This window comes from Curtobacterium citri (assembly GCF_030362955.1).
In the GTDB taxonomy this organism is placed as follows: Bacteria; Actinomycetota; Actinomycetes; order Actinomycetales; family Microbacteriaceae; genus Curtobacterium; species Curtobacterium citri.
This window is the reverse complement of record NZ_JAUCML010000003.1, coordinates 401167-419176: the sequence shown is the minus strand read 5'-3', so window position 1 is coordinate 419176 and position 18010 is coordinate 401167. Positions and strand designations below refer to the sequence as shown.

Sequence of the window (18010 nt, the reverse complement as noted above, 5' to 3'; positions counted from 1 at the left end):
ATCACATCGGTGTAACTCACCGAGATGCCCCCAGTTGTGGAGAATTCGCGCCCGAGGTGTGGAGAACGAACGAACGCCCCGCTCCACCGAGTGGTGGAGCGGGGCGTTCGAGGAGCCGTGCGGCCGATCAGCCGATCACGTAGCCGCCGACGGTGAGGTACGCGGCGCCGATGCCGGCGACGAGCACCACCGCTTCGGCCACGAGCAGGCCGACCTGCAGCCGGCGCTGCCGGATGTTCCGGGTCTTCGAGAACACGAACCCCGTGACGAACCCGAGGACGATCCCGCCGACGTGCGCCTGCCAGGAGATGTTCGCCCCGGGCAGGAAGCCGAGCAGCAGGTTGAGGCCCATGATGACCAGGAGCTGCACGGCGTTGTTGCCGAGGCTCCGCTGGATCACGAAGAACGCCGCGAACAACCCGAAGATGGCGCCCGAGGCTCCGACCACCGGCGTCCCCGGCGTCAACAGGGAGACGGCGAGGTCGCCACCGAGCCCGGCCAGGAAGTACAGCGCCAGGAAGCGCCACGTGCCGAGCAGGTTCTCGAGCATCCGCCCGAAGATGAACACCGCGAGCATGTTGAACGCGATGTGCAGGAACGAGGAGTGCACGAACAGGCCGGTGACGAGGCGCCACGGCTGCGTGCCCACCAGCGGCGTCCAGTAGGCCAACCACTGGTTGACGAGGCCGCCGGAGAGCAGGTTCACCAACCAGATGACGACGGAGACGGCGATGATCACCACGGTCGCCTTCTGGTCGACCATCGCGAACCGGCGCCGAGCGACCGTCAGGCTGCTCGGTGCGCCGGACGCGCGACGGTTCGACTGGAACTGCGCCCGCTGCTCACGCACGCACTCCGGACAGTGCACACCCACGGCGGCCGGCGTCTGGCACTCGGTGCAGATCGTCCGTCCGCACCGCTGGCAGAGGATGAAGCTCTGCCGGTCGGGGTGCCGGTAGCAGTAGTTCGCCCGGTCGGAGCCCTGGTCGGTCACCGAGTTCAGACGTCCTCGACGTCGATGCTCTCGATGACGACGTCGTCGACGGGCTTGTCGCGACCGTCGGTCGGCACGCCCTCGATCGCGTCGACGACCGCACGGGACTCGTCGTCGGCGACCACACCGAAGATGGTGTGCTTGCCCTGCAGCCACGGGGTGGCCACGGTGGTGATGAAGAACTGCGAGCCGTTCGTGCCACGACCACCCTGGATACCGGCGTTCGCCATCGCCAGGATGTAGGGCTCCTGGAACGTGAGCTCCGGGGAGATCTCGTCGTCGAAGCGGTAGCCCGGGCCACCGATGCCCTGGCCCAGGGGGTCGCCGCCCTGGATCATGAAGTCCTTGATGATGCGGTGGAAGACGACACCGTCGTAGAGCTTGTCGGTCGAGACCTTGCCCGTGCCGGGGTGCGTCCACTCCTGCTTGCCGGTCGCGAGGTCGACGAAGTTCTTGACGGTCTTCGGAGCGTGGTTGCCGAACAGGTTGACGCGGACGTCGCCCTTGTTCGTGTGGATCGTTGCGACAGCGGTGTGCAGAGACATGTGTCGATTCTCGCATGTACTCCCGACGGTGACACGGATCACACAGCCGACGATCCGTGACCTGTCAGGGTGCTCGGTGGCAGGATGGGGGTCACGCCGTTCCGATGGAGGTACCAGATGACGACGATCGAGATCCCGCGCAAGCGTCGGAAGCAGATCAAGAAGCTCAAGGGCAAGACCGCCTCGCTCCTCGGCGAGCAGCGCAAGGTCCTCGAGCACGCGAACGCGATCCTCGCCGAGGCCCGCTCGCACGCAGCAGACGCGGCTCGCAAGGACATCGCACCGCGTGTCCAGAACGCGATCGACAACGGCATCCGCCCCGCGGTCGCCACCGGCGTGCACGCCGCGACGTCGGCCGCGCAGAGCGCCTCGCACCGCTTCCAGACCGAGGTCGTCCCCGGTCTCGTCGCGACCGCCGGCTCCGTGCTGAGCGTGAAGGACCTGGCGAAGGACCCGCGCGTCAAGAAGATCGTGAAGGAAGCCCAGAAGAAGGGCAAGAAGGCTGGCAAGGTCGCGGCGAAGTACACGCCCGGCCAGCAGAAGAAGGGGCTCGGCTTCGGCGGAGTCGCCCTGATCGTCGTCGGCGTGGTCGCCGTCGCCGGTGCCGCCTACGCCGCGTACCAGACGCTCCGCGCCGACGACGACCTCTGGGTCGCCGACGACGCCGACTCGGCGGAGAAGCCCGCCGCCTGACCTCCCGGTTCGATCGAAGGGCCCCGGCACTGCGCCGGGGCCCTTCGTCGTCCCGCGCCGGCCCGCCCGCCGCCGCGAGCGGACACTTTCCGTCACTCTCAGCAGCCTCCGCCGACAGATCGCGCCCGCCCGGCGTCACGCTCGCGGCACGTCCTGCCCGCTCGGCGACTGGACAACCGGATGCCTGGACCGAGGACCCGAGTTGCGCGCCACCGCCGAGACCGCCGTGAGCGGGCCGCTTCCGCATCGCTCGGCGGTCGACGGCGACGGGAACCGCCCGCTCGGCGCCACGCACGCGGCATGTCCTGCCCGCTCGGCAACCCACGGCGCGAGGATCACCCGCCCAGCTTCCGTGGGAGCCGTGGCGAAGCGCAGTGGACGACGCTCGTCACAGCGGACCGGCCTCTGCGGCGCACGGGTGACCGTCTGTCGCACGGGAGGCGCGGTGCACCCCCGCCACGCGCCTCCCGTCCGGCGCACCGCACCAGAGACGCGCCCGCATGCACCCCGCGAGGTCCCGGAACACGCCGCCCGGTCGCCGTCCGGGTCCCACGGAGAGCCCGCCAGCCGCGCGAGATGCCGCAATTGCGGAACCTCGGAAGCCCCCACCGCAGCAGCCGCCACCACCACCACCACGAAGCGGAGCGGAGCAGCGCGAGCACACGACGAAGCCCCCGGGGCCACGACGTGGCACCCGGGGGCTTGCGGGAGTGGAGCCTGGGAGAATCGAACTCCCGACATCCTGCTTGCAAAGCAGGCGCTCTACCAACTGAGCTAAGGCCCCGTTCGGGCCAGCGTACCGGCCCCGGAGGGAAGTGGTGGGGCTACAAGGACTTGAACCTTGGACCTCTTCGTTATCAGCGAAGCGCTCTAACCGCCTGAGCTATAGCCCCTCAGACCGGATGAAAGCCTACCCCAACGATCCCGCAGAACGAAATCGAGCGGTGGGAACCCACCCGGCCGGGTGTGTCAGTTGTTCGTGAAGCCCACGAGCAGCCCGCCCGTGATCCGCACACTGAGGTTGTAGAGCACGCTCACGATCGCGCCGAGCACGGTGCCGACGACCACGTTGAGGATGCCGACCACGACGGAGAACCCGAGGACCTGCCCGAGGGAGAACTGGTCCATGATCGAGTAACTGTTCTGCCCGGTCACGTCCCGCAGCAGGGCGTCGATCTGCGTGAACACGCCCGTCTGGTTGAGGATGACCCACACCAGCGCCGTTGCGACGACGATCACGATCGACCCGGCGAGGGCGATGAGGAAGCTGAGCTTCACCATCGACCAGAAGTCGAGGTACACCAGCCGCAGGCGGACCTGACGGGTGCCGACGGGCCGCTTCGCCTTCTTCTGGAGCTTCTCGGCGACACTACTCATTGTTCGACTGGTCCTCTCCGGCCTCGTCCTCGACAGGCTCGGTGTCGGCGGGGTCGGCGGGGTCCGGGGCCGCTTCGTCAGGGCTGACCGTCTCCACCGGGCCCGCAGGCTCGATCTCGGCGTCGTCCTGGTCGTCCAGGTTCCGCTCACTGTTCCGAGCCACCGCGATGATCCGGTCGTTCTCCGCGAACCTCGCGAAGACCACACCCATCGTGTCGCGACCCTTGGCGGGCACCTCGGACACGGAGGACCTTACCACCTTGCCCGATTGCAGCACGACGAGCACCTCGTCGTCCGCGCCGACGATGAGCGCCCCGACGAGGTCGCCCCGGTCGGCCGCGAGCTTGGCGACCTTGATGCCGAGGCCACCACGGCCCTGGACCCGGTAGTGCTCGACGGCGGTGCGCTTGGCGTACCCGCCCTCGGTCATCACCCAGACGTAGCCGTCGTCCGAGACCACCCGGGCCGCGAGGAGCGCGTCGTCGCCGCGGAAGGACATGCCCTTCACGCCGGAGGTCGAGCGGCCCATCGGGCGCAGGGTGTCGTTCGTCGCGGTGAAGCGGAGCGACATGCCGTGCTTCGACACGAGGAGCAGGTCGTCGGTCTCGTCGACCAGCAGCGCCTGGACGAGCTTGTCGCCCTCGCGGAGGTTGATCGCGATGATGCCGCCGGTGCGGTTCGTGTCGTACTCGGTCAGCGCGGTCTTCTTGACGAGACCCTGCTCGGTCGCGAGGACGAGGTACTGCGCGGCCTCGTAGTCACGGATGTCGAGCACCTGCTGGATCTGCTCGTCGGGCTGCATCGCGAGCAGGTTGGCGACGTGCTGCCCCTTGGCGTCACGGCTCGCCTCCTGCAGCTCGTACGCCTTGGCCCGGTAGACGCGGCCCTGGTCGGTCAGGAACAGCAGCCAGTGGTGCGTCGTCGTGACGAAGAAGTGCTCGACGATGTCGTCCGCACGGAGCTGAGCACCCTTGACCCCACGACCACCGCGGTGCTGCGAGCGGTAGTTGTCGCTGCGCGTGCGCTTGACGTACCCGCCGCGGGTGATGGTGACGACCATCTCCTCCTCGGGGATGAGGTCCTCGATCGACATGTCGCCGTCGTAGCCGAGCATGATCTCGCTGCGACGGTCGTCCCCGAAGCGGTCGACGATCTCCGCGAGCTCGTCGCCGATGATCGTGCGCTGCCGGGTCTCCGAGCCCAGGATGTCCTGGAAGTCGGCGATCTTGCGCTCGAGCTCGTCGGCCTCGTCGTGGATCTTCTGCCGCTCGAGCGCGGCCAGGCGGCGCAGCTGCAGCTCGAGGATGGCGCGGGCCTGGATCTCGTCGACCGAGAGCAGGTCCATCAGGCCCGTTCGCGCCTCCTCGACGTCGGGCGACCGGCGGATGAGCGCGATGACCTCGTCGAGGGCGTCGAGCGCCGCCAGGTAGCCGCGGAGGATGTGCGCGCGCTTCTCGGCCTCGCGCAGCCGGTACTGGGTCCGACGGACGATCACGTCGATCTGGTGGTCGACCCACGCGGAGATGAACCCGTCGAGCGCCAGCGTGCGGGGCACACCGTCGACGATCGCGAGCATGTTCGCGCCGAAGTTCTCCTGCAGCTGCGTGTGCTTGTACAGGTTGTTCAGCACGACCTTGGCGACGGCGTCGCGCTTCAGCACGATGACGAGGCGCTGGCCGGTGCGACCCGAGGTCTCATCGCGGATGTCGGCGATGCCCGAGAGCTTGCCGTCCTTCACGCCCTCGGCGATGCGGATCGCGAGGTTGTCCGGGTTGACCTGGTACGGCAGCTCGGTGACGACCAGGCACGTGCGGCCCTGGATCTCCTCCACGTTCACGACGGCACGCATCGTGATCGAGCCGCGGCCCGTGCGGTAGGCGTCCTGGATGCCCTTCGTCCCGAGGATCTGCGCCCCGGTCGGGAAGTCCGGACCCTTGATGCGCTGCATGAGCGCGCCGAGGAGCTCCTCGCGCGTCGCGTCGGGGTGGGCGAGCGCCCACTGCGCGCCCTCGGCGACCTCGCGGAGGTTGTGCGGCGGGATGTTCGTCGCCATGCCGACCGCGATGCCGACCGACCCGTTGACGAGCAGGTTCGGGAAGCGGGCCGGCAGGATCGCCGGCTCCTGGGTGCGGCCGTCGTAGTTGTCCTGGAAGTCGACGGTGTCCTCGTCGATGTCCCGGACCATCTCCATGGCGAGCGGCGCCATCTTGGTCTCGGTGTACCGCGGGGCCGCGGCGCCGTCGTTGCCCGGGGAACCGAAGTTGCCCTGGCCGAGCGCGAGCGGGTAGCGGAGCGACCACGGCTGCACGAGGCGGACGAGCGCGTCGTAGATCGCGCTGTCACCGTGCGGGTGGAACTGGCCCATGACGTCGCCGACGACGCGCGAGCACTTCGAGAACGCGCGGTCCGGCCGGTAGCCGCCGTCGAACATCGCGTAGATCACGCGCCGGTGCACCGGCTTCAGGCCGTCGCGGACCTCCGGCAACGCACGACCGACGATGACGGACATCGCGTAGTCGAGGTACGACCGCTGCATCTCGAGCTGCAGGTCGACCTGCGAGATGCGGTCGCCGGAGACGACGATGTCCCCGCTGTCGCCGTGCACGATCTCGGGCTGCTCGTCGGCGCCGTTCTCGTTCTCGTCAGCCATTGGCTTGCGTTCCCTTTCTGACGGCCTGGAGGCCGTGGTGACGTTCGTCGCGGTGGGCGCGACCACAGGTGGTCCGGACCGGGACGCGCGGCTGGCACCGCGCCTCCCGTCCGGCTCGAGACGGGGACCCGGGTCAGATGTCCAGGAAGCGGACGTCCTTCGCGTTCTGCTGGATGAACTGGCGTCGCGATTCGACGTCCTCACCCATCAGGGTCGCGAAGACACTGTCGACCGCGGCGGCGTCCTCGAGCGTGACCTGCAGGAGCGTACGGGTGTCCGGGTTCATCGTGGTGTCCCAGAGCTCCTTGTAGTCCATCTCGCCGAGACCCTTGTAGCGCTGGATCCCGTTGTCCTTCGGGATGCGCTTGCCGGCCGCCAGGCCGGACGCCATCAGGGCGTCGCGCTCCCGGTCGCTGAAGACGTACTCGTGCGCGGAGTTCGACCACTTCAGGCGGTACAGCGGCGGCTGTGCGAGGTACACGTAGCCGCGCTCGATGAGCGGCCGCATGTAGCGGAACAGCAGCGTCAGGAGCAGCGTCGTGATGTGCTGGCCGTCGACGTCCGCGTCGGCCATGAGCACGATCTTGTGGTACCGGGCCTTGTCCGGGTCGAAGTCCTCGCCGATGCCGGCGCCGAACGCCGTGATCATCGACTGGATCTCCTGGTTCGCGAGTGCGCGATCCAGGCGGGCCTTCTCGACGTTGAGGATCTTGCCGCGCAGCGGCAGGATCGCCTGCGTCATCGGGTTGCGGCCCTGCACCGCGGAACCGCCGGCGGAGTCACCCTCGACCATGAAGATCTCCGACAGCGTCGGGTCCTTCGACTGGCAGTCCTTGAGCTTGCCGGGCATGCCGCCCGACTCGAGCAGCCCCTTGCGCCGGGTGGTCTCGCGGGCCTTGCGCGCGGCGAGCCGGGCCTGCGAGGCCTGGATCGCCTTCCGCACGACGTCGCGCGCCTGCGCCGGGTTGCTCTCGAACCAGTGGGTGAGCTCGGTGCCGACGACGCGCTGCACGAAGGACTTCGCCTCGGTGTTGCCGAGCTTCGTCTTCGTCTGGCCCTCGAACTGCGGCTCGCCGAGCTTCACGGAGATGACGGCCGTCAGTCCTTCGCGGATGTCGTCACCCGTGAGGTTGTCGTCCTTCTCCTTGATGATCTTCGTCTCGCGGGCGTACCGGTTGACGAGGCTCGTCAGCGCAGCGCGGAAGCCCTCCTCGTGGGTGCCGCCCTCGTGCGTGTTGATCGTGTTCGCGAAGGTGTGGACGCTCTCCTGGTACGAGGTGTTCCACTGCATCGCGAGCTCGAGCGCGATCTTCCGCTCGGTGTCCTCGGCCTCGATCGCGATGACGTCCGGGTGGACGAGGTCCGCCTTCTTCTGCGCGTTGAGGTACTCGACGTAGTCGGGGAGCCCGCGCTCGTAGCGGAAGGAGTCCTTCCGTGCGTCCTCGCCCTCGTCCGGGGTGCGCTCGTCGGTGAGGTTGATGCGGAGGCCCTTGTTGAGGAAGGCCATCTGCTGGAAGCGTGTGCGGAGCGTCTCGTAGTCGAACTCGACGGTCTCGAAGATGTCGGCGTTCGGCCAGAACGTGATCGTCGTGCCGGTGGTTTCGGTCGCCTCGTCCTGGGAGACCGGTGCGACCGGGACGCCGTCGGTGTAGCTCTGGCGCCAGACGCTGCCCTGCCGGCGGACCTCGACGTCGAGCTCCGAGCTCAGGGCGTTCACGACCGAGGAACCGACGCCGTGCAGACCACCGGAGACCGCGTAGCCGCCCCCGCCGAACTTGCCGCCGGCGTGCAGGACGGTCAGCACGACCTGGAGCGTCGAGACGCCCTCGGCCGCGTGCACGTCGACCGGGATGCCGCGGCCGTTGTCGACGACGCGGACGCCGCCGTCCTCACGGATCGTGACGTCGATGGTGTCGCAGTACCCGGCGAGGGCCTCGTCCACGGAGTTGTCGACGATCTCCTGCACCAGGTGGTGGAGACCGCGCGGACCGGTGGAACCGATGTACATACCGGGGCGCTTGCGGACGGCCTCGAGCCCCTCCAGCACCTGAATCTGGTCTGCGCCGTACGATGGTTCCGTCGGTGGGGCCTGCTCGGTCTCGTCCTGCGGGATCGTCCGGTCGTCGTCAGATTCTGATGTCATGTCGGGATTGCTCCTGCCTGCGCGCGGAACGCCCGCACACTGCACTCGCCAGTCTACCGCAGCGACCCCCGCCCCCGGGGCTGATTCCGCCGCTGGACGGGAGTTCTTCGTCCCCGAGGACGATTTCGTCCCGTCAACCGTAGGTGTCGCGAGGACCGCGCCCCTGGACGGTCCTGGGGCCGCGTTTCCAGGTGGGGACGTCCGGCCCGGAAACCCGGATGGACTGCACGCCGGCCTCGGGGTGCCGTTCAGCGATCGTCGTCGTGACCGTCGCGCGCATGAGCCGGAGCTGCGTCGCCCAGGCCGTCGAGTCGCAGCGGATCACGAGCGCACCGTCGTCGATCGTCATCGGGCGGGAGTGCTTCGCGAGCTCCTCGCCGACCACCGCGGGCCAGTCGACGAACAGCTCGGAGCGGGCGAGCGGCTCCGTCCAGCCGAGCTCCTGGGCGAGGGAGCCGACCACGTCGCCGAGTCCGCGCGGTTCGCGCCCGGATCCGTAGGGGACGGTGTCGGCGTCGAGTTCGCGGGAGCGCCGGCGTCGGGCGTCGACGGTGCGCAGGGACGGGTCGCCGAGGACCGCCCGCAGGTGTCGGTAGACCCGTGCGGGTTCGGTGGGCCGCCACGGCTTCGGCATCAGGCGTCCACCTCGTCGGTCACGATCGTGCCCGCCTCGATCCGGACCGTGTGCGCCGCGAGCTGCGGGGGCACGTCGCCGAACACCGCCGCGGTGATGAGGACCTGCTCGTAGTCCGCGACCGCGCCGGCGAGGCGTTCCCGGCGCGACTCGTCGAGCTCGGCGAAGACGTCGTCGAGGATGATGATCGGGTCGCCGAGCGTCGACTCGGCCCGGAGCACCGCGGCGCTGGCGAGCTGCACGGCGAGTGCGAACGACCAGGACTCGCCGTGACTGGCGTATCCGCGCGCCGGTAACCCGTTCAGCTCGAAGAGCACGTCGTCCCGGTGGGGTCCGACGAGGGTCAGGCCGCGGTCCAGCTCGTCGCGTCGACGGCGCTCGAGCGCCGCGCGGAACGCCTCGGCCGCGGCGGCCACGGACACCGGCTCCTCCGGGGTGCCGAGGACCGGGTCGGTCGCGCCGGCGTCCTCGGGGTCGCCGCCGCGGATGCTCAGCACGCCCGCGATCGTGGCCTCGTGCCGCTCGCCCGCCACGGTCGCGTAGGCGTCCGTCACGAACGGGGCGAGCCGTCGGGTCAGGTGGTCGCGCGCCGCGACGATCTCGGAGCCGAACGCCACGAGCCGGTCGTCCCAGACGTCGAGCGTCGCGAGCGACCCGGCGCGGGCACCGGTGGCACGGGCCGACTTCAGCAGGGTGTTGCGCTGCCGGAGCGTCCGGTCGTAGTCGGCGAGCACGCCCTGCATCCGCGGGGCGATCTGGCCGAGGAGCTCGTCGAGCATCCGGCGGCGGCCTGACGGTTCACCGCGGACGAGCGCCAGGTCCTCGGGCGCGAAGAGCACGCTCGTGCAGTACCGCGGGAGTTCCCGGGGCTTGATCGCCGCGCGGTTCACCTGCGCGCGGTTCGAGCCCGTCCGGTTGATCTGGACCTCGGCGAGGATGCTGCGGTCCTCGTGCGCCAGGCGCGCGCGGACGATCGCCGCGTCGCAGCCCTGGCGGACGAGGGCGGCGTCCGTCGGCACGCGGTGCGACCCGAGGGTGGAGAGGTAGCCGATGGCCTCGACCAGGTTGGTCTTGCCCTGCCCGTTCCGTCCGACGAACAGGTTCGGCCCGCGTGCGAGGTCGACCTCCGCCTCCCGGTAGTTCCGGAAGTCGGTGAGTTGCAGGTGGTCGACGTGCACGCGGGCCGAGACGAGCTCAGGTGGTTACCTGAGCTACGCCTTCTTGACGGCGTGGCCGCCGAACTGGTTGCGGAGCGCCGCGACGGCCTTCATCGTCGGGGACTGGCTGCCCTGACGCGAGACGAAGCGGGCGAACATGGCCGCGGAGAGCGCGGGCATCGGCACCGCGAGCTCGATCGCCTCTTCGAGGGTCCAACGGCCCTCGCCCGAGTCGTCCACGTAGCCCTCGAGCTCGTCGAGCTTCGGGTCCTCGTTGATGGCGAGCACGAGCAGGTCGAGCAGCCAGGAGCGCACGACGGTGCCGCGCTGCCAACCGGCGAAGACCGCGGGGACGTCGTGGACGATGTCCTTGGCCTCGAGGAGCTCGTAGCCCTCGCCGTACGCCTGCATGATGGCGTACTCGATGCCGTTGTGGACCATCTTCGCGTAGTGGCCCGCGCCGACGCCGCCGGCGTGCGAGAAGCCCTCCTCGCGGGGACCCTCGGGACGCAGCGCGTCGAAGACCGGCATGGCGAACTCGACGTCCTCGGGGGCGCCGCCGACCATGAGGCCGTAGCCGTTGTCCTTGCCCCAGACGCCACCGGAGACGCCGGCGTCCATGTAGCGGATGCCCTTGGCGTCGAGCTGCTTCGCGTGCACCTCGTCGTCGAGCCACTTCGAGTTGCCACCGTCGATGACGAGGTCGCCCTCGCCGAGGACCTCGGCGAGGTCGGTGATCACGTCGTGGGTGATCTTGCCGTGCGGGACCATGACCCACACGAGCTTCTTGCCCTCGGGCAGTGCGGCGGCGAGGGCGCCGAGGTCGGCGACGTCCGACACGGCGGGGTTCGCGTCGTAGCCGGTGACCTCGATGCCTGCGTTGCGGAGACGGGCACGCATGTTGTTGCCCATGCGACCGAGGCCGACAAGACCGATGTGCATGATTTCCTCTTCTGTTCGTCGTCGCGCTGATGCTCGTCGCGAGTCAGCGCAGTGGTACGGCTGCCGCTATCGCAGCAGGAGATTGGGCTGCAGCAGGTACCGGTACCCGTCCGTCGCCGGAGCCTCCTGCGAGGTCTGGCCGGTGATGAGCACCGGGCCCGGCTTGTTGGGGTTCTCCGTCTTGGTGAAGGAGATCCTGACGAACTCGGAGTGCACCGCGTTCAGCCCGTCCAGGAGGAAGGCGGGCTTCAGCGAGACCACCGTCTCCTCCCCGGTCAGCAACGCACTGATCGACTCTGACGCCTGCGCTTGTTCGGAACCGATCGCCTCGAGCGTGAGCCCGTCGACCGAGAAGGAGAACCGGAGCGCCGCTTCGCGCTCCAGGACGAGGGAGACCCGTCGGACGGCCTCGACCAGCTCCGCGGTGTTGATCACCGCGTGGTCGTCGACCGTCTCCGGGAAGAGCCGGCGGACCGGCGGGTAGTTGCCCTTGATGAGCAGCGAGGTGACCGTCTTGTCGTCGGCGTGGAACGCGATGAGCTCGCGGTCCGAGGTGCCGCTGATCGAGACCGACACGGTCGAGGCGGAACCGAACGTGCGGCCGACCTCCTGCAGCGTGCGGGCCGGGACGAGGGCGTGCAGCGGGTCCGAGCCGACACGGCCCGAGTCCCACGCGATGGTCCGGACGGCGACGCGGTAGCGGTCCGTCGCGATCAGGGACAGGTCGTTGTCGCCGACCTCGAGCTGCACGCCGGTGATGACGGGGGTGACGTCGTCGCGGCTGGCGGCGACGGCGACCTGGGACACGGCCTCCGAGAACGAGTCGCCGGGGATGACGCCGGTCTGCTCGCCGACCTCGGGCAGCGTCGGGTACTCCTCGACCGGCATCGACAGCAGCGTGAAGTGCGCCGAACCGCAGGTGACCGAGATCCGGGACTCCTCGGTCGTGAAGGTGACCGGGGCGTTCGGCAGGCGGCTCGCGATGTCGTTCAGCAGCCGACCGGAGACCAGGACCGTGCCGGAGTCCTCGATGTGCGCCGTGATCGAGGTCTGCGCCGAGACCTCGTAGTCGAACGACGACAGCGTGAGCCGGTCGCCCTCGGCGTGGATCAGGACACCGGACAGGATCGGGAGGGTCGTGCGCTGTGGGAGGAGCTTCACCGCGAAGGAGACGGCTTCGGAGAAGACGTCCCGGTTGACCTCGAACTTCACAGCTGGGACCCCTGTCGATCGGTGCGGACTGTCCGGCCGCCCCATTGTGGCACAGCGGAGCAGGGCCCGGATTTCTTGGCATCCCGCCGTCCACAAGGTTGGCCCGCGGAACTTCATCGTTAACCAGGATCAATGGTGTTAACGCCTGTGCACAGTGTGGATAACTCTGTGCATCCCGCTTCTCCACAGGGAACTACACACGTGTGAGTTGTGAGTCCCGTGTTGACGGCCTCGGGATGAAGAAAAGTCATCTATCCGCTTCCATCCCCAGTCTCCACAGGTTGGGGCAGAACTGTGAACAACGGGACCGCGTGTCATCCACAGTTATCCACAGGCTTTCCACACTGGGGGAAACTCGGCGCATGGAACCGTCTCAGATGGTGGATGCGCGCCGGAGTGGGCCGATCCGAGGTGGTCGCGGCGTTGCCGCACGGTCGTCGACGGGATGGTGACGGAACGACGGACGGGAGGCGCGGTGCCGTCTGGCCCCGCGCCTCCCGTCCGTCGGGTGGTCCCGCTCGCGTCAGCGGTAGCGGCGGTCCTGCTTGATGCGGCTGGTCAGCTCGGTGACCTGGTTGTAGATCGACCGGCGCTCCTTCATGAGCTCGGTGATCTTCTTGTTCGCGTACATCACGGTGGTGTGGTCGCGGTTGCCGAACAGTTGGCCGATCTTCGGCAGCGACAGGCTCGTGAGCTCACGGCAGAGGTACATCGCGATCTGCCGGGCCGTCGCGATCGCCTGGGACCGCGAGGACCCGTACAGGTCGTCGACGGAGAGCTTGAAGTACTCCGCGGTGTGGTTGATGATGTCCGTCGGCGCGACCACGTTGTCGTCGTCGAGCGTGATGAGGTCCTTGAGGACGGTCTGCACCAGGGCCATGTCGACGGCCGTGCGGTTCAGGCTCGCGAAGGCCGTGACGCGGATGAGCGTGCCCTCGAGCTCCCGGATGTTGCTCGACACCTTCGACGCCATGAACTCGAGGATGTCGTCCGGCACCTGCAGGTGGTCGGACTGCGCCTTCTTGCGGAGGATCGCGATGCGCGTCTCGAGCTCCGGCGCCTGCACGTCGGTGATCAGGCCCCACTCGAAGCGCGAGCGCATCCGGTCCTCGAACCCGGTGAGGTGCTTCGGCGCGACGTCCGACGTGATGACGACCTGCTTGTTGTGGTCGTGCAGCGTGTTGAACGTGTGGAAGAAGGCCTCCTGCGTGGAGTCCTTCCCCTGGAGGAACTGGATGTCGTCGATCAGCAGGATGTCGATGTCGCGGTACCGCTGCTGGAACTGGTTCGAGCGGTTGTTCGCGATCGAGTTGATGAAGTCGTTCGTGAACTCCTCGCTCGACACGTACCGCACCCGGATCCCCGGGTAGAGGCTCTCGGCGTAGTGGCCGATCGCGTGCAGCAGGTGCGTCTTGCCGAGACCGGAGTCGCCGTAGATGAAGAGCGGGTTGTACGCCTTGGCCGGCGCCTCGGCCACCGCGACCGCCGCGGCGTGGGCGAACCGGTTCGACGAGCCGATGACGAAGTTGTCGAAGTTGTACTTCGGGTTGAGCCGGGACTCCGGGCGACCGCTGGTGCCCGGTGCGTCGATCTGGCTCGGGACGAACGGCGCCTCGATGTACTGCCGGGGCGCGGCGCTCTGCTCGACGGGCTGCTGCACCGGTTCGGCGTACTCCGGCAGGTGGCTCGGCACGACCGGGTCGACGCGGGGCTCGGAGGCCATGTCCGGGTTGACCGTGATCGCGAAGTTGGCGACCGAGTCGTCACCGACGCGGGAGACGGCCTCGGTGATCGGGATGCGGATGCGCTGCTCGAGCATCCCGCGGGTCAGGTCGTTCGGGACCTCGAGGTAGAGGGTGCCGGCGAGGACGCCCTTCGGCTCGACCAGGTTGAGGAAGCCGTGCAGCTGCGGGGTGATGCGGTCGTCCTCGGAGAGGAGGCCCAGGACGGAGGACCAGAGGTCCTCGACGGGGTCGGCCGGCATCGTCATGTCGCGATCGTCTCCTGGTCTGCTGTCGGTGGTCGGTTGCTGTCGGGCGGCCCCGGACGTGGTCGGGCCCGGCGAACGGGCGGTCGTGTCCGGGCGGCACCCTCGTCGGTCCTGGTCACGGTCGCCCCGGGCGGTGATCCACAGGGTTGTCCACAGTCCTGTCCACGTCGACCAGGTCGCGGGCGGGGAGGCGACTCCCCCGTCGCTCCGCGGAACGGGCCGATCGATCACACCACTGTAAAGGGTCGGAGCGTGTCGTACCGAACGCACGTTTTCCCCAATGTGGATGATGATCGTGCGCAGGCCGGTGGCGGAGCACCCGCCCGGCGCCGTTTGACCTCCACGCCGCTGTCACGTACCGTTAACCAGTTGACTGCGGCCATTCGGTCGCGCCCATCGTGCTGTTCGGCCTCGTCGAGCGGCTGTAGACATACGTGACGGTTCGCGCCGGGCCCATCCTCGCGCGCAGCCGTGTGGAGATCATCATGAGCAAGCGCACCTTCCAGCCGAACAACCGTCGTCGCTCCAAGAAGCACGGCTTCCGCGCCCGCATGCGCACCCGTGCCGGCCGCGCGATCCTCGCCGCGCGCCGCAGCAAGGGCCGCACCGAGCTCAGCGCCTGATCGCGCTGCGCCGGTCCGCACTGCACCCCGCTCCGCTGGACGCGTCCACGGTGTCCGGGCCTGCGCGGTACGGATCCGGGCAGCGTTCGGTCCGGTCCCGGATCGGGACCCGGTAGCGATCGTGTTGGCACGCGCCAACCGCATCGTCCTCGGTGAGGACTACCGGTCCGTCGTGCGTCGTGGTCGCAGGAGCGCCACGGCGCACGTCGTCGTATCCGTGGTCCGTCGCCCCGCCGGCGCCGAGGTCCCGCCCGACGGTCCCACGCGCTTCGGCTTCATCGTCGCGAAGACCGTGGGCAACGCCGTCACGCGCAACAGCGTGCGACGACGGCTCAAGGCGATCGCGCACGGCCTGCTGACCGAGGTCCCTACCGGCCACGACGTGGTGATCAGGGCCTTGCCAGCCGCAGCGCAGGCCACATGGCCTACCCTGCTCGGAGACGTCTCGCGCTCCCTCGCGCGCGGGCTCGAGAAGGCAGCATGAACCGCACCCTGTGGACCCGGCTGGCCTGGGTCGTCGCGTTGCTCCCGCGCAACGTGTGCGTGGTCGTGCTGCGCGCCTACCGTGCGGTGGTCTCGCCGCTGTACGGGAACGTCTGCCGCTACCACCCGTCGTGCTCCCGGTACGCGCTCGAGGCCATCCAGCAGTACGGCGTCGTCCGCGGCTCGGCGATGGGCGCCTGGCGGATCGCACGCTGCAACCCGTGGGCAGCCGGCGGGATCGACGACGTGCGTGAGCGCGCCCGTCCCTTCCGGCTGAGCCGCTTCGGGTTCGTGCTCCCCCCGTCCTCGTCGTCCCCACAGCCGTCCGGCGATGCCCGTCGCCCGGTCCTGCTCCCCCAGCGCACTCGAAAGGCGTGACCGTCCTCATGGACTTCATCGGAACGATCCTCTGGCCACTGAAGTGGGTGGTCTCGGCGATCCTCGTGGCCTTCCACTGGATCTTCGAGTCGATCGGCATGGACCCGTCCGCCGGTCTGACCTGGGTGCTGTCGATCATCTTCCTGACCTTCGTGGTCCGCGCCGCGCTGATCCCGATCTTCGTGCGCCAGATCAAGTCGCAGCGCCGGATGCTCGAGGTCGCGCCGCAGCTCAAGAAGATCCAGGACAAGTACAAGGGCAAGAAGGACCAGTTCTCGCGCGAGGCCATGAGCCGCGAGACCATGGCGCTCTACAAGGAGACCGGGACGAACCCGCTGAGCTCCTGCCTGCCGCTGCTCATCCAGATGCCGATCTTCTTCTCGCTGTACTCGGTGCTGCACGAGGCGCAGATCAACAAGACCGGCATCGGTCTGCTCACGAACACCCTGGCCCAGGACTTCGGCAACGCCGCCCTGTTCGGAGCGCCACTGCACGAGACCTTCACGAACGCCTCCGGGTGGGAGGTCCGCATCATCGCGGGCTTCATGATCGTGGTCATGACGGCGTCGCAGTTCGTCACCCAGCTGCAGCTCGTCGCGAAGAACATGTCGCCGGAGACCAAGGCGTCGCCGATGTACCGGCAGCAGAAGATGATGCTGTACATCCTCCCGCTCGTCTTCGTGATCTCGGGCCTGAGCTTCCCGCTCGGCGTCATGTTCTACTGGCTCGCCTCCAACATCTGGACCATGGCGCAGCAGTACTTCGTCATCCGCAGCATGCCGACGCCGGGTTCCGAGGCCGCCCTCGCCCGCGAGGCCCGCCTCGCCAAGAAGGCACAGCGACGCGGCACCCCGCTGCTCGCCGAGGCCGGCGCGGGTGTCGGTGCCGTCGAGGTCGAGCCCGTCCGTGTCACCACGCAGCGGCAGCAGCCGGTGGGCAAGAACCGCGCCAAGAAGAACGGGAAGAAGTAAGTGACCGAGCAGGACACCGCCGCCGCCGAGACGACCGAGACGGCCACGGCCGGCACGGGCGCGACCGCGGAGGCCACGAGCGTCGAGGACGACACTCGTGACGAAGCCGACATCGCGGCCGACTACATCGAGGAACTGCTGGACATCTGCGACCTCGACGGCGACATCGAGATCGAGGAGCGCGCCGGTCGCGTCTACCTCTCGGTGACCGACGAGGGTGGCGCCCTGCGTGTGCTGTCGAAGCCGGACACGGTGTCGGCGCTGCAGGAGCTCACGCGCATCGCCGTGCAGGCGGAGACCGGCGAGTTCAGCCGGCTCATCCTGGACGTCGGTGGGTCGCGGGACGCCCGTGCGACCGAGCTCCAGCGGCTCGTCGACACCGCTGTCGAGCGCATCGAGGCCGGCTCGGCGACGGCCGCCCTCCCCCCGATGTCGTCGTACGAGCGCAAGCTCGTCCACGACCTGGTCGCCGAGAAGGGCTTCCACTCGGAGTCCGAGGGCGAGGGACGAGACCGCCACACGGTCGTCACCCGATGACGGACGACGCAGCGCCGGTCCTCGAGCAGGAGCCGGCGGCCGCGGTCACGCTCTTCGGCGACCGGATCGAGCTGGCTCGGTCCTTCACGGGTGAGCTCGCGCGCCGTGGCGAGGAGCTCGGTCTGATCGGACCGCTCGAGCTGCCACGCCTCTGGACGCGACACATCCTCAACTCTGCGCTGCTGGCGCCGCTGCTGCAGGCGAACGGCCGCGTGGCAGACGTCGGCTCCGGTGCGGGCCTGCCCGGCCTGGTGCTGGCGATCGCACGACCCGACGTGTCCTTCACGCTCATCGAGCCGATGGAGCGACGCTGCGACTGGCTGAACGCCGAGGCCGACCGCCTCGGGCTCGAGAACGTGACGGTCCTCCGGGGCCGCGCGGAGGACGTCGCCGACTCCGTCGTCGTCGACCAGGTCACGGCGCGAGCGGTCAGCGCGCTCTCGAAGCTCATCCCGCTCACGGTGCCGCTGGTGCGGTCCGGTGGGCAGCTCATCCTGATGAAGGGCGCCCGGGTCGACGACGAGATCGAGAAGGCCCGCAAGGTCATCCTGCGGAAGCGACTCGCCGACGTCGAGGTCCTCGAGCTCGGGGACGGTGTGGTCGAGGAGACCACCCGCGTCTTCCGGGCTACAGTTGACTGACGCTGCTGCTCGGCCCGGTTCCACGGGGCGCGAGGATGCC

17 protein-coding genes and 2 tRNA genes are annotated in these 18010 nt (G+C 68.8%); 7 read left to right on the top strand and 12 right to left on the bottom strand.

From position 1 onward, the window contains the following. Window positions 1–127: 127 nt before the first annotated feature. Complete coding sequence (locus QUG92_RS06920; protein ID WP_182045854.1) at window positions 128–994, bottom strand: rhomboid family intramembrane serine protease; 867 nt, start codon at window positions 992–994, stop codon at window positions 128–130. Between the two features lie 5 nt (window positions 995–999). After that, window positions 1000–1539, bottom strand: coding sequence for a peptidylprolyl isomerase (locus QUG92_RS06915; RefSeq protein ID WP_069712650.1), 540 nt, complete (start codon window positions 1537–1539; stop codon window positions 1000–1002). Between the two features lie 117 nt (window positions 1540–1656). Here QUG92_RS06915 and QUG92_RS06910 point away from each other — a divergent pair, with 117 nt between their 5' ends. Next, window positions 1657–2232: a hypothetical protein gene (locus QUG92_RS06910; RefSeq protein ID WP_083263886.1), complete on the top strand. Its 576-nt coding sequence runs from the start codon at window positions 1657–1659 to the stop codon at window positions 2230–2232. Between the two features lie 711 nt (window positions 2233–2943). Here QUG92_RS06910 and QUG92_RS06905 read toward each other — a convergent pair. From QUG92_RS06905 to dnaA, 10 genes are all read right to left on the bottom strand, one after another. After that, window positions 2944–3016, bottom strand: a tRNA-Ala gene (locus QUG92_RS06905). A 32-nt stretch (window positions 3017–3048) separates the two neighbouring features. Next, window positions 3049–3125: transfer RNA gene (locus QUG92_RS06900), tRNA-Ile, on the bottom strand. Between the two features lie 76 nt (window positions 3126–3201). Continuing rightward, window positions 3202–3609, bottom strand: a complete 408-nt coding sequence (locus QUG92_RS06895) for a DUF3566 domain-containing protein (RefSeq protein ID WP_069712649.1) — start codon at window positions 3607–3609, stop codon at window positions 3202–3204. Continuing rightward, window positions 3602–6259, bottom strand: a complete 2658-nt coding sequence (gyrA, locus tag QUG92_RS06890) for a DNA gyrase subunit A (protein ID WP_289458307.1) — start codon at window positions 6257–6259, stop codon at window positions 3602–3604. Before gyrA ends, QUG92_RS06895 begins: the two co-directional genes overlap by 8 nt. Before the next feature lie 133 nt (window positions 6260–6392). Next, on the bottom strand, window positions 6393–8402 hold the full coding sequence (gene gyrB / locus QUG92_RS06885) for a DNA topoisomerase (ATP-hydrolyzing) subunit B (protein ID WP_182045850.1): 2010 nt from the start codon (window positions 8400–8402) through the stop codon (window positions 6393–6395). A gap of 133 nt (window positions 8403–8535) precedes the next feature. Further along, window positions 8536–9036, bottom strand: a complete 501-nt coding sequence (locus QUG92_RS06880) for a DciA family protein (RefSeq protein ID WP_182045849.1) — start codon at window positions 9034–9036, stop codon at window positions 8536–8538. Continuing rightward, the gene (recF, locus tag QUG92_RS06875; RefSeq protein WP_182045848.1) at window positions 9036–10214 is read right to left on the bottom strand and encodes a DNA replication/repair protein RecF; all 1179 of its coding nucleotides are present in this window, start codon (window positions 10212–10214) and stop codon (window positions 9036–9038) included. Before recF ends, QUG92_RS06880 begins: the two co-directional genes overlap by 1 nt. A gap of 33 nt (window positions 10215–10247) precedes the next feature. Continuing rightward, window positions 10248–11135 (bottom strand): phosphogluconate dehydrogenase (NAD(+)-dependent, decarboxylating), encoded by an 888-nt coding sequence (gene gnd, locus QUG92_RS06870; protein ID WP_182045847.1) that lies wholly within the window; start codon window positions 11133–11135, stop codon window positions 10248–10250. Window positions 11136–11201: 66 nt separating this feature from the next. Beyond that, window positions 11202–12347, bottom strand: coding sequence for a DNA polymerase III subunit beta (dnaN, locus tag QUG92_RS06865; protein WP_069712643.1), 1146 nt, complete (start codon window positions 12345–12347; stop codon window positions 11202–11204). Window positions 12348–12870: 523 nt separating this feature from the next. Then, entirely contained in the window at window positions 12871–14337 is a 1467-nt protein-coding gene (gene dnaA / locus QUG92_RS06860; RefSeq protein WP_069712642.1) for a chromosomal replication initiator protein DnaA, read from the bottom strand. Window positions 14338–14822: 485 nt separating this feature from the next. Between dnaA and rpmH the strand changes: the two genes are divergently transcribed. From rpmH to rsmG, 6 genes are all read left to right on the top strand, one after another. Further along, window positions 14823–14960: a 50S ribosomal protein L34 gene (rpmH, locus tag QUG92_RS06855; protein WP_289458303.1), complete on the top strand. Its 138-nt coding sequence runs from the start codon at window positions 14823–14825 to the stop codon at window positions 14958–14960. 121 nt (window positions 14961–15081) lie between these two features. Further along, window positions 15082–15444, top strand: coding sequence for a ribonuclease P protein component (gene rnpA, locus QUG92_RS06850; RefSeq protein WP_289458300.1), 363 nt, complete (start codon window positions 15082–15084; stop codon window positions 15442–15444). Further along, the gene (yidD, locus tag QUG92_RS06845) at window positions 15441–15821 is read left to right on the top strand and encodes a membrane protein insertion efficiency factor YidD (protein ID WP_182045845.1); all 381 of its coding nucleotides are present in this window, start codon (window positions 15441–15443) and stop codon (window positions 15819–15821) included. The genes rnpA and yidD overlap by 4 nt, the downstream gene beginning before the upstream one ends. Window positions 15822–15829: 8 nt before the next feature. After that, the gene (gene yidC / locus QUG92_RS06840; protein ID WP_289458298.1) at window positions 15830–16792 is read left to right on the top strand and encodes a membrane protein insertase YidC; all 963 of its coding nucleotides are present in this window, start codon (window positions 15830–15832) and stop codon (window positions 16790–16792) included. Then, window positions 16793–17329, top strand: a complete 537-nt coding sequence (locus QUG92_RS06835) for a Jag family protein (protein WP_289458297.1) — start codon at window positions 16793–16795, stop codon at window positions 17327–17329. Then, a complete protein-coding gene (rsmG, locus tag QUG92_RS06830) occupies window positions 17326–17970 on the top strand; it encodes a 16S rRNA (guanine(527)-N(7))-methyltransferase RsmG (protein WP_289458295.1) in 645 nt (214 codons plus the stop codon). The genes QUG92_RS06835 and rsmG overlap by 4 nt, the downstream gene beginning before the upstream one ends. The last annotated feature ends 40 nt before the right edge of the window (window positions 17971–18010 follow it).